This is a genomic window from Pedobacter gandavensis (assembly GCF_014172405.1).
Lineage (GTDB): Bacteria > Bacteroidota > Bacteroidia > Sphingobacteriales > Sphingobacteriaceae > Pedobacter > Pedobacter gandavensis.
In genome coordinates this window covers 451516-464240 of record NZ_WNXC01000001.1, presented here as the reverse complement: position 1 = coordinate 464240, position 12725 = coordinate 451516, and the positions used below count along the sequence as shown (strand labels likewise).

Below are 12725 nucleotides of genomic sequence, written 5' to 3'. Positions count from 1 at the left end.
CAGTTAGGGGAATACCGAAAATTTAAACCGACCAATATGAACCAGACAGATTTTGATTTTTCGCATAAATACGATCAATTCATTGCTGAATTGAATGCGGCTATGAACTATAGGGATTCCAGAGGTTACCTCACTTTAAAGTCCGACAATAAATTAGAAGACACCTTTGCTGAATTATTTACCCAGTATTGTGACCATCCACTTCCCCCTACTCATAGAGGAGCATTAGATGACGCCACAATTGCCTATTACTATTTTTGCTCCGCTACAGGACGTCATGGTAACCTGAAATTGATTGTTCAAAAACTTGGAAACAAGTTCATCAAGAATTGTGAGAAGCGCTTTAACAGGAACTAATCCCCGATAAGCCCAGTTATGAAAATTATATGATATACAAATAGTTTTAAAAAAAACCCGGTTAGCAAAAAAGCTAACCGGGTTTTTTATTTAGGATGAACCTTTTATTTTGGAAGGCCGTTCTCTGGTTTTAAATCTTCCAGAATTGGCGTTTCAATTGATTTAACCGTTTTATGCATCACCTCGTTTTTCTGTTCGAAAATCACGATATCGTTTTTACCGGTTTTTAACCAGCAGCCTGGTAAATATAAGGTTTGTTGCGGACCAACGCTCCAGTAACGGCCGATGTTGATGCCGTTTACAAACACAATACCTTTACCAAAATCACGCATATCTAAGAAGGTATCCCCTGTTTTTGTCAGGTTAAATGATCCCTGATAAATTGCAGGTTTTCCAGCAACAGCAGAATTTTTAGCCGCCGCTAAATTAGGAACGACATCCATTGGCAGTTTATACATATCCCAGTTTCCTGTGATCGTTTCTCCATTGATCAACAATGGCGAAATAATGCCTTTAGTGCTGTTTACAATTTTAGCTCCGTAATTGATCCTTCCCATATTTTCTACCACGATATCTAGCGTAGCATTGAATGGAATGTCAATTTCACAGTCGTACTTCTTGTAATAGCTATTTAGTTCGGCAACTTTAACACCATTTACATAGATCAAAGCGTAATCTCTTAAGCCTTTCAATTCCAACTTACCACTAATCGGTTGATTGAATTTTCTACTGTACCATACATAACCATGACCTTGATTTAATTCTTCGAAGGTTAAAGGCTTATCTGCACTTACCGGAGTCATTTTATCTTTTAATTCTTCCAGGTCAACAGCTTTGCTCAACACAATTTCAGGAATGGTAATGACTGGTGTTTTTGCAGGAACAGCAGGTGTTTCCGGCTTCTTCAACAAGTCACGCAAAGCATTATACTTTTCTGTAGCCCATCCTGCTTCACTAATTGGCGCATCATAATCATAACTGGTTAAATCCGGCTGGATGTCATGCTTGTTGTCGTAATTTGCTCCTGAAGTGAAACCAAAATTTGTACCACCATGAACCATGTAGTAATTAAAGGAAACATTACCATCAAGATACTTTTTCGTCTGCTTTACAGTACTTTCTGTTTTCACTTTCGGGAATGGCTCTGCCCAATGGTCTAACCAACCAGGGTAAAACTCGGCCACCATGTAAGGGCCTTTACCATCATGAAATTTGTTTACAATATCTTTCAATTTGGTCACATCACCTTCTCCATTTGCAGTTGGCAAGGCACCAGGTAAGGCACCACCTTCAAATAACCAACTGCCATCAGAAGTAAAGAAAGGCACGTTGAAACCCACATCTTTTAATTGCTGAAAAACTGCTGAACTATATTTTTTATGGTCTTCTAATGAAATGTCTTTACGTTGTGCTACATAAGATCCGAACTCATTTTCACCCTGAACCATAACAATCGGCCCACCATTCGTCACCAATAAGTTTTTCACTTGCGCATACAATTGTGTAAAGTAAGCTTTTGTGGCGGCAAGGTATTGTGGGTTATTACCACGGATCACCATTCCTGGAACTTTCTCCAGGAACCATGGGTAGCCCCCAAATTCCCATTCCGCACATACATATGGACCTGGTCTAAGAATCACCAAAAGGCCTTCTTCTTGTGCTATTTTGATGTATTCTGCGATGTCCTTGTTTCCGGATTTAAAATCCCAGACACCGGGTGCCGTTTCATGGTAATTCCAAAATACGTAAGTGGCTACGGCATTTAAGCCCATGGCCTTCATCATTTTTAAGCGATGACGCCAATATGGTTTTGGGATGCGGGCGTAATGCATCTCCCCACTGTGAATTTGAACGGCTTTGCCATCCAAAAGGAAATTTCCATCAGCAATTGCAAAAGTATGCTTTGCGGGTGTCTTTTTTACCTGGGCCTCTGAATGTCCGGCTAAAGCCAGGCATACGAGCAGCGTCAAGAATTGTTTTTTCATGTTACAAATTGTGGTTATGTCTAGAGATTAGAATTTAAAGGTATAATTTTCTCCACCATTCCTCCCGAAATTACTGGACCAAAACTGACAGAAACAGCGCGCAAACGTTTGAAAACAGGTATTAAGGCCATTAAAATAAAGCGAAGGAATCTACCTTACCAAAGATAAACCGCTTATTTCCGCATATTTTCTTTGGCGAGATCATATTCCAATTCTGGATCCATGTTTTCCTGTTCCACCTTCCTTGCTTTTTCCAGCAGTTCTTCGCGGTGTTCCTGCAGCCAGGCCAGCTGTTTTTTACCGTAAGCTAAACGCGTAAAAATCACAAACAAGACCGGAACAATAAATATTGCGATTCCGGAAGAAGCAATCATCCCTCCCAGCACGGTATAGCCGATGGTATTGCGCGCTACAGCCCCTGCTCCGGTAGCCAACACCAAAGGCATCACCCCTAGGATAAAAGCCAAAGAGGTCATAATAATTGGCCTTAACCGTAATCTTACTGCATCTAAGGTGGCTTTCAGCAAGGCTTCTCCTAGATCTACCCTTACTTTAGCAAATTCCACAATCAAGATTGCATTCTTCGCAGAGAGCCCGATCAGGGTAATCAAGCCAATCTGTGCATACACATTGTTGGTCAATCTGGGGAGTAGGCTAAGCACAAGAATGGCCCCAAAAGCACTGATTGGAACTGCAAGCATGACAGACAAAGGAACGGTCCAACTCTCATACAAGGCAGCCAGAAACAAGAATACAAACACAATGGAGAGGAGAAATATATAAACAGTGGTCGTTCCTGCCCGAATTTCTTCATAGGTCAGGCCGGAAAATTCATAGGTATAACCGGCTGGCAAAACCCGCTTTGCGGTTTCTTCCAATACTTCAATTCCCTGGCCGGTGCTATACCCTTGAGGCGTGGAACCATCCACTTCCGCAGAGCGAAAGAGGTTAAAATGAGAAATCAATGGCGTGGTTTCCGTTGGCTCATAACTAATCAGTGTGGCCATTGGAACCATCTGCCCGGCAGCATTACGCACCTGGTACTTACCAATATCAGAAACCAAGGCTCTAAAATTAGTATCTGCCTGAACAACTACATGGTAAGTTCGGTTATATAAAGTAAAATTATTAACCAACATACTACCCATATAAGCCTGCAACGTATTGAATACGGCAGAAACTGGCACGCCCAATTTCTCGCATTTCAATCGATCTACGGTCAGGTTATAAGATGGGGTATGCGCCGAATAATAGCTGAAAGCAGTGGCCGTGGCTGGGTTTTTATTCAGCGCAGCTACATATTGCTTCACAACCTTTTCAAATTGATGTACATCGTCGGTCGTATTGCCTTGTTGAATCTGGATGCTAAAGCCAGAAGCTTGTCCGACACCACGAATGGGTGGCGGCGGAATGACCACAACATTTGCGTTTTTAATCCCGGAAGCTGCGATCCGTTTCTTCATCTCGACAATAATTCCGGGAATCTGCCGACTGGCTACCGTTCTTTCTGCCCAGGGTTTCAGCATACAGAATATCGTTCCATTGTTGGAGTTACTCCCTGAATTGAGCACATTTAATCCGGAAAGCGCAGCATAATGCCCAACACCTGGTGTACCGGAAACTATTTTCATCAACTTCGTGATCAGGGCAACAGATTCTACCGTTGCAGAGGCTTCAGGCAATTGATAAGTGACGTACAAGCGGCCATCATCTTCTGGTGGGATAAACCCTGATGGCTTGTGCTTAAATAAAAAGATAGTCGCCATACAAATGACAGCTAGTAAAGCCAACATCCATCCCGTAGATTGGATACATCGTTCCACCCCACGTGCATATTTCTCTGTGACCTTGGTAAACCAGGTATTGAAATGATAAAACAGCTTATCGATATTTTTAGACTTAGGATTAATACTGGTTGGTCTTAGCAATAAAGTACAAAGTGCAGGTGTCAGCGAAAGTGCTATAAATGCGGAAAGCATCACAGAAATGGCAATCGTTAAAGCAAATTGCTGGTAAAGTTTCCCAACAATTCCAGGAATGAATCCTACAGGTAAGAACACTGCTGCCAGAATCAATGCTATGGCCACAACGGGACCTGATATATCCTTCATTGCCTGATAAGTACCCGCCTTTGGTGACATTTTTTCTTTATCTATATAGTGCTGAACGGCCTCCACTACAATGATCGCATCATCCACCACAATACCAATTGCCAGCACAAAACCAAACATGGTTAAGGTATTCACAGTAAAGCCAAGCGGGATAAAAAAGCAGAACGTTCCAAGGATAGATACGGGAATCGCTAGAATTGGAATCAGGGTAGAGCGCCAGTTTTGTAAGAAAAGAAATACAACCAATGCAACCAGTCCCAGGGCCAGGAACAACGTCTTTACCACTTCGGTAATGGAAACCTTTATGATGGTAATGGACTCAAAAGGCACCATGTAAGCCATGTCCCCAGGGAAAGACTTTTTCAAATTGTCCAAGGCAGCGTAAATGTTATCGGCAGTTTCCAGCGCATTACTTCCGGGGGTTTGATAAATCTGAAGAAAGGAGGCTCTTTTACCATCTGCAAAGGAATTACTGGAAAAAGTAAACTTCCCCAACTCTACCCTGGCCACATCTTTAAGAAAAACGAGCTTTCCAGTCGCAGGAACAGCCTTTACAACCACTTTCTCATATTCTGAGGCCTTATTAAGTTGCCCTTGTATCAATATACTTTGTTCCAATTGTTGGGAGCTCAACTGTGGAGGCGTGCCTACTGAGCCTGCAGCCACTTGCACATTCTGAGAAACCAGGGCGGTAATTACATCCTGAGGAACCAGGCCATAAGCGGCCATCTTTTGGGGATTCATCCAGATCCTCATGCTAAAATTATCGGTACGGGTACTGATGTCTCCCACCCCTGGCACCCGCAGCAAGGCATCCTCAATAAAAACATTAGTATAATTATCCAAGAAGGTGATATTATGCGTGTTATTCGGAGAAAATATAGCCACCATCATCAACATACTTGGATTTCTGGCACGAACAGTCAGGCCCAATTGACTCACTACCACTGGTAAGGAAGGCTTGGCGATGGCTACCCGATTCTGAACATTCAGGGCGGCTACTTTAACATTAGTACCTAAGTTAAAGACGACACTAATGTTCATACTTCCCGTATTGGTATTGGTGCTTTGCATGTATTCCATGCCGGGCGTTCCGTTTACCTGTTCTTCCACAGGTGTAGTCACAGTTTGTTCTACAGTCTGCGCATCCGCACCGGAATACTGGCCGGAGATAGACACCGATGGTGGGGTAATATTAGGATACTGGTCTACAGGTAAGGTAAAAAGGCAAATCAGCCCGGAAATCATGAGCACAATAGAAACCACTATCGCGGTGACTGGTCGTTTTATGAATGTATTGGCAATCATTGCTGCTCAGGTTTAGAGAGATCCCTTGATTTTTTCAATTCATATTCCAGCTCTGCATCAATATTCTGTTCTTCTACTTTCGCTGCTTTCTTCATTAACTCCTCATGGTTTTCCTGCAACCAGGCTAGTTTTTTCTTGCCATAGGATAAGCGGGTGATGACCACAAACAAGACCGGCACAATAAAAATGGCTAAAGTTGTTGCCGCAAGCATCCCACCAAAAACGGTCAAACCAATCGTACGCCTTGCGATTGCACCTGCACCTGTTGCAAATACCAAAGGTAAAACCCCTAAAATGAAGGCCATGGAAGTCATCACAATCGGTCTTAAACGTAGCGTTACTGCCTCTAATACGGATTTTATCAGCTCTTCTCCCCGATCTACCCTTACCTTCGCAAATTCTACAATCAAGATGGCATTTTTAGCAGCGAGGCCAATCAATGTAATCAGACCAATTTGAGCGTATACATTGTTCGTTAAGGCCGGGATGCAGGTCAATGCTAAGATGGCGCCAAATACCCCGATAGGAACAGCCAGAAGTACCGAAAACGGAACGGACCAGCTCTCATACAATGCAGCGAGGAATAAAAACACAAAAGTGATGGAAAAAGCAAAAATGTAAATAGTTGCTGAGCCTGCCTTCATTTCCTCATAACTTAGTCCTGAAAACTCATAAGTATACCCTTCCGGCAATACCTTTTCAGCGGTTTCCTGCAAAGCGGCAATGGTCTGTGTGCTGGAGTAACCGGGTCCGGAAGCGCCATCAATCTCCGCAGATCGGAAAATATTAAAGTGTGAAATGAACGGTGCCGTTTCCGTTTGCTTATAGCTCAGCAAGGTTCCAAGAGGCAACATCTGCCCCGCTTGATTCCGCACATAATACTTATCGATATCAGAAACCACTGAGCGGAACATCGTATCCGCCTGAACCACTACATGGTAAGTACGGTTATAGGTGGTAAAATCATTGACATACAAACTGCCCATAAAAGCCTGTATCGTGGTAAATACATCACCAATATTGACGCCCAATTTCTCACATTTATCGCGGTCTACGGTGAGGGCATAACCTGGAGTTTTGGCAGAGAAAAAACTATAGGCATTGCTGATGCCGGGATGCTGATTGGCAGCAACCGTAAATTGATGAACCACCTTTTCAAATGCGGGTAAATCATCATTGGTATTGCGTTGCTCGATTTGAAAATTAAAACCTATTGTTGCTCCAACTCCTGGAATTGGCGAGGGTTGAATCACCTCAATATTTGCATTGTTAATTCCTGCTTTGGCGATTCTACTTTTCATCTCGGTGATGATACCGGGAACTTTTTCTGATGCTTTCCCCCGATCACTCCATGGCTTTAACTGCACGTAAATTGTTCCTCCATTAGAATTGGTTGCGTTATTGATCACGTTTAAGCCGGATAAGGCGGCGTAATGACCAACACCGGGTGTTGCTGCCACCACTTTCATGAGCTTGTTCATCACCGTTACAGACTGACTGGTTGAGGATGCCGGAGGCAACTGGAAGGTCACGTATAAATTACCATCATCCTCTGAGGGAATAAAACCTGTGGGCTTATGGTATAGGAGTAAAAATGCGGCGACACAAATACCGAGCAACAACAGGATCGCAAAACGAAATCCTTTGATACTTTTCTGAACCCCTTTAGCATAGCCTTTAGTGACCCGGTCAAACCAGTTATTAAATTTAGCAAACCATTCCCCTATCCCCCTGCTGCCTTCATTTGCGGGGGTTGGTTTTAACAGTAAAGTACAGAGTGCCGGAGTAAGTGAAAGCGCAATGAATGCTGAAATAATCACAGAAATGGCGATGGTAATGGCAAATTGCTGGTAGAGGCGACCTACAATCCCTGGAATAAATCCTACGGGAACAAATACTGCGGCCAGAATCAAGGCAATCGCAATCACTGGTGCTGCAATATCCTTCATCGCATAATAAGTCGCTTCTTTTGCGGACATCCCATGTTTGTCTATATAGTTCTGAACAGCCTCCACCACAATAATGGCATCATCTACTACGATACCGATGGCCAGAACAAAACCGAACATCGTCAGGGTATTGATGGTAAAACCCAATGGAATGAAGAAGCAGAAAGTTCCTAAGATGGAGACGGGAATTGCCAGTACAGGAATCAGTGTAGAGCGGAAATTTTGCAGGAACAGGAATACGACGAGCGCCACTAATGCCAGGGTCAGCAGCAAAGTAGTCACCACATCTACCATGGATACTTTTACTACTGTAACCGCCTCAAAAGGGACACTGTAGGTCACATCTGCAGGAAAAAACTGCTTCAACTTTGCCAAGGCGGCGTACACGCCATTTGCTGTTTTCAGCGCATTACTTCCTGGGGCCTGATAAATAAGCAGGTAAGATGCCCGATGTCCATCTACAAAAGAGTTGCTGGAAAAAGTAAACTTCCCCAGCTCTACTCTGGCCACATCTTTAAGGTAGACAAGCTGGTTGATTGCGGGAACGGCCTTGACTACAATATCCTCAAATTCAGTCACCTTACTCAGTCTGCCGTTGACCAGAATACCGATTTCAAAGGCCTGTGTTTTTTGCTGAGGGGGAACGCCTGCCGAGCCCGCAGCTACCTGTACGTTTTGCGAATTTAGGGCGGCAATTACATCCGCGGGTGTAATGCCATAGGAGGCCATTTTATTTGGGTTCATCCAGATACGCATGCTAAAATCATCGGTGAACCGGTTGATACTCCCCACACCGGGCACCCTTAACAACGCATCCTGCACAAAAACATTGGTATAGTTGTCCAGAAAAGTAATGTCATGAGTTCCTTTTGGCGCATAAACAGCCACCATCATCAACATACTTGGGTTCAATGCCCGAACGGTAATTCCTAACCTACTGGCAACAGTAGGAATTAAAGGGGTAGCGATACTCACCCTATTCTGCACATCCAGGGCGGCGATGTCGATATCCGTTCCAATGCCAAAAGTCACATTCATAGACATCAGCCCATTATTGGTGCTGTTACTTTGCATGTATTCCATGCCTGGCGTACCATTAACCTGTTCTTCTATGGGGGTCGCAACAGTTTGCTCCACCGTTTGTGCATCAGCCCCGGTATATTGAGCATTAACCTGTACGATAGGCGGCGTAATATCCGGGTATTGATCTACGGGTAAATTGAGGATACAAATCAACCCTGTAATCACCAATACGATCGATATTACAATTGCTGTTACCGGCCTTTTTATAAATGTATTAGCGATCATAACGCGGCCTTATCTATTGGTTTTCATTTGGTGATACTTTCCCGGAGCGATTGGTGTCCCGTCATGCAAAGATTGAATACCGTCTACGACGATCTTGTCTCCGGGATTAATCCCTGAAACCACGATAACATTGGCACCAATGGTTGCGCCAGTCTTAATCTTTTTTTGAACCGCCATCAGATTTGAACCATGATGAATTGGCTTAGCCCGGTTTGACTTGGCTTCTGAACCAGGTTTTTTCCTGCTGCTGGTATCAGGTTGGGCAATAAATACAAAATACTCCCCCATTTGCTCCGTAACCGCCCTACTCGGGATGAGCATCTGTGGCTGGGTATCTAAATTATGAACCCTGATTAAGCTACTCATTCCTGATTTGAGGGTTTGTTTTGGATTGGGAAAAATAAGCCTGACTAGAATAGAGCCCGTTTGCGGGTCTACTGCCCGGTCAATAAATGAAATTGATCCTTGTTGGTCGTAAAGCTCATTATTGGGCAATAGCAGTGTAAATAAGGAATCCGGACGCGCGGAAGCCTTCGCATTCAGCAGTCTTTCAAAATCCGGCAATTGTTTCTCATTCAATTGAAAATCTACCGCCATGGGATCATTGGTAGAAATCGTGTTTAATATCGTCTGACCAACATTAACCATATTACCCAGTTTCACCTGACTGATGCCAATAGAACCACTATATGGCGCCCTAATCACCGCATAATTCAGGTTGTCTTTTGCTGCTTTCAATACCTGATTTGCGGCTTTCACCTGGCTTTTTGCCACTTGTAAGGCGATCATGGCATGATCATATTGTTGCTTTGCCACTGCTTTATAATTATTCAGGTAAGTATAGCGGTCTGCATCTTGTTGTGCTTGAGTTAAATTATCCTGTGAGACTTTCAGATTTGCCGCCTGCTGGTCATAGGTAGATTGATACACCCGTTTATCAATTTCATACAATACCTGTCCCTTTTTCACCTGACTGCCGTCTTTAAAGAAGATCCCGGTAATTAAACCCTGCACTACGGGTAATAAATTCACCTGATTAAGCGCCTGCATCGTTCCAGGATAATTATCGTAGTACACCACCTGATGTTTATCCACCTGATATAAATTGACTGGCACAGGCGGAACATCCGGCTGTGCCTTTCTATTGCAGGAGAAAAGCCCGAAGCAACACATTAAACCTGTCATTAGTGATACCCTGTTCATAAAAAAACCGATTTATATAAAAATCAATAAGAAATCTCGCCCATGGCCTTCTCTATATCTATCTTGTTGGACAATACCTGGAATAAGGCATTTAAATAATTTAATTCTGAAGTGATGAGGTTGGTTTCCGCAGTAATCATATTCAGGTAAGGAACAATTCCCTGCTTGTATTGCAGGTCAACCACAAAGTATACGCGTTTTGCCATGGCCACATTTTTTTTCAACACCTCCATATTGTATAAATTACCTTTATAATTGGCCATAGCGGTTGTGTATTGCACATTAATTGCTGATTTCAGGTTATCCTGACTCAGGTTTAGGATCTGCTCCTGAAGCCTGGATTTCTTGAGGTTATTGGTCCTGAAAAACCCGGTAAACACTGGAACACTGATCGTTAATCCGACGTAAGAATTTGGATAAGCAGTGTTAAAAAGTTTAGAGAAAGAACTACTTTCAAACTCATGGTTGTAATTATAAGTAGCCCCTACTGATGGCAGGAAAGACCATTTATAATAATTGCTTGTCTTTTGCTGTAATGCTTTGGAAACCTGGAGTTGCTTAAATTCAATCCGACGGTCGTACGCCAACTGTTTGGAAGTATCCACCTGAATATTTTTCATCATTTCCAGTGTATCACTGATGATGTGAAACTCCGCTTCGGGTTTGTAGCCCATGACTTGCTTTAACAGCGCATATTGGGGAATGATGTTTTCATAGGCTTGTTTCAATTGCGCCTTAGAATTATTGAGGGAAATGTCAGCCTGCTGGTAATCGGTTTCGTCAACAATCCCAGCCACGTATTGGTGATAGGCATCGGTTAAACTTCTTCCCAGTCTTAAGGTATCTTCTTTTAAAATATTGACCTGTTGAAGGGTGAGTAATAAGGCGTAAAATGATTTGCTGACTGCAGCAACCAGTTCAATTTTTGTACTATCGGTCACTTGTTTTGCCTGTTCTAAATATAGCGGTGCTGTTTTGGTAGCATACATCAACGCTGGCGTAAACACAGCTTGAGTTACACCAATTCCTGGAACCGCAGTATTGGCAACACCTACCTTTTGCGCGATCACTGCTGAACTGCCGCTTGAGGAATTATTACTTAAACTGGTGGGCAACTGCAGGTAATGCGTAAAATTCCCTGTAGCATTAATTTTAGGCCACCAGTCCGACAAGTTGATGGCATTGTTTATTTTGGCAATGGTGACCTTAATTACCGACTGTTGCAGTAATGGTTGATGGGTTAAACCGTAATCGATGCATTGCTGTAAAGTAAAAGTAGGCTTGGTATCCAAAGGGGCTGCGACAGGTAAACTTTGGCCATATACAAGGGATACTTGTAACATCATCACCAGGAACAATTTGAAAGAGAACCTTAGTCTGATGGCCATAAGAATGCTTTAAAGTTGATGCCTTTTTTTTATAAAAAAACTGAAGAACATTCCCTTATGGATCGGAAGAAGAGAAAAAGAAAGATTGTACTGATAGCACTAAACAGGAGCTGCTAATAATTACCGTAAAGGGAAAACACGCAAATTTTAAAGAATAACCTATTAAATGTGAAATTGTTTTTATTCTATTCCTTTTACCTTCATGGGCAAGGTATAAATCGCTTCGCGGGCGGTAATGAACAGTATATTCTTATCCTTTCCTGAAAAGCAGAGGTTACTGGGTGCATGAGGAACTTTAATTTTGGCAATCATCTCCCCTTTGGAATTGAAGATCAACACACCATCTCTTGCAGTTAAGTAAATATTTCCTTTTTCGTCTAAGGTCATGCCATCAGAACCATAGGCCATCAGCAATTCTTTTCCGGCTAAATCCCCATTATTTTCAATGGAATATCGGAACGTTTTACCTGCACCAATGTCGGCGACATACAAATACTTTCCATCGGGAGTACCAACCAGGCCATTTGGTCTGATCATTCCGTCGGCAACCCGCCTCGCTTGTTTGGCTCCTATCGGAAGATAATAAACATCATTGCTAGCCAGGTCCCTGCCGGTTCTTGTCCAATAATCACGTTTATAATAAGGATCTGTAAAATAGATTGCTCCTTGTGCATTGATCCAAAGGTCATTGGGACCGTTAAATTCCTTTCCTTGAAAATCTGCCAATAACACCTTGATTTTTCCATTGGGTTTTATAGACCATAACTCTCCTTTTTCATCTGCGCAGGCGACCAGATTTCCTTTTGCATCGAAATGGGTTCCATTCGCTCTCCCGGATTTATCCAGAAATACAGATAGTTTTCCATCTGTACTGTATTTCCAGATTTTATCTTTAGGCTGATCAGTAAAAAAAACATTCCCATGTTTGTCAGGAGAGCAGCCTTCTGTAAAACTGAAATCACTGGCTATCAATTTAAGTTCATCCTGTACAAAGAGGTTTGCGGTCCCCGGATCCACTCCTTGAGCATATAGAAATGAAGAACAAAACAACAACAGGAACGTTAAATTAAGCTTAGTGCTATTCATAGGAAATGGGTTACCCTTCAAATTTAGAAA

The 12725-nt window shown here is 42.8% G+C and carries 7 protein-coding genes; 1 reads left to right on the top strand and 6 read right to left on the bottom strand.

Annotated elements, in window-relative coordinates; all coding sequences use genetic code 11:
* The first annotated feature begins 36 nt into the window (after positions 1-36).
* The gene (locus tag GM920_RS01780; protein WP_182952898.1) at positions 37-357 is read left to right on the top strand and encodes a hypothetical protein; all 321 of its coding nucleotides are present in this window, start codon (positions 37-39) and stop codon (positions 355-357) included.
* 104 nt (positions 358-461) lie between these two features.
* Here the strand turns inward: GM920_RS01780 and GM920_RS01775 are convergent, their stop codons facing one another.
* From GM920_RS01775 to GM920_RS01750, 6 genes are all read right to left on the bottom strand, one after another.
* Positions 462-2342 carry a glycoside hydrolase family 35 protein gene (locus tag GM920_RS01775; protein WP_182952897.1) on the bottom strand — a complete coding sequence of 627 codons (1881 nt, stop codon included), beginning with the start codon at positions 2340-2342 and terminating at the stop codon, positions 462-464.
* 173 nt (positions 2343-2515) lie between these two features.
* Positions 2516-5761: an efflux RND transporter permease subunit gene (locus GM920_RS01770; protein ID WP_182952896.1), complete on the bottom strand. Its 3246-nt coding sequence runs from the start codon at positions 5759-5761 to the stop codon at positions 2516-2518.
* Positions 5758-9018, bottom strand: a complete 3261-nt coding sequence (locus GM920_RS01765) for an efflux RND transporter permease subunit (RefSeq protein WP_182952895.1) — start codon at positions 9016-9018, stop codon at positions 5758-5760. Before GM920_RS01765 ends, GM920_RS01770 begins: the two co-directional genes overlap by 4 nt.
* Positions 9019-9027: 9 nt before the next feature.
* The gene (locus GM920_RS01760; RefSeq protein WP_182952894.1) at positions 9028-10221 is read right to left on the bottom strand and encodes an efflux RND transporter periplasmic adaptor subunit; all 1194 of its coding nucleotides are present in this window, start codon (positions 10219-10221) and stop codon (positions 9028-9030) included.
* 23 nt (positions 10222-10244) lie between these two features.
* Positions 10245-11609, bottom strand: coding sequence for a TolC family protein (locus GM920_RS01755; protein WP_182952893.1), 1365 nt, complete (start codon positions 11607-11609; stop codon positions 10245-10247).
* 180 nt (positions 11610-11789) lie between these two features.
* Positions 11790-12695, bottom strand: coding sequence for an SMP-30/gluconolactonase/LRE family protein (locus GM920_RS01750; RefSeq protein WP_182952892.1), 906 nt, complete (start codon positions 12693-12695; stop codon positions 11790-11792).
* Positions 12696-12725: the final 30 nt, after the last annotated feature.

What these genes read in the sequence shown, in the direction of transcription:
- GM920_RS01775 (WP_182952897.1), bottom strand. Translation starts at nt 2,342, where the DNA reads ATGAAAAAACAATTCTTGACGCTGCTCGTATGCCTGGCTTTAGCCGGA.
- GM920_RS01755 (WP_182952893.1), bottom strand. Translation starts at nt 11,609, where the DNA reads ATGGCCATCAGACTAAGGTTCTCTTTCAAATTGTTCCTGGTGATGATG.
- GM920_RS01760 (WP_182952894.1), bottom strand. Translation starts at nt 10,221, where the DNA reads ATGAACAGGGTATCACTAATGACAGGTTTAATGTGTTGCTTCGGGCTT.
- GM920_RS01780 (WP_182952898.1), top strand. Translation starts at nt 37, where the DNA reads ATGAACCAGACAGATTTTGATTTTTCGCATAAATACGATCAATTCATT.
- GM920_RS01770 (WP_182952896.1), bottom strand. Translation starts at nt 5,761, where the DNA reads ATGATTGCCAATACATTCATAAAACGACCAGTCACCGCGATAGTGGTT.
- GM920_RS01765 (WP_182952895.1), bottom strand. Translation starts at nt 9,018, where the DNA reads ATGATCGCTAATACATTTATAAAAAGGCCGGTAACAGCAATTGTAATA.
- GM920_RS01750 (WP_182952892.1), bottom strand. Translation starts at nt 12,695, where the DNA reads ATGAATAGCACTAAGCTTAATTTAACGTTCCTGTTGTTGTTTTGTTCT.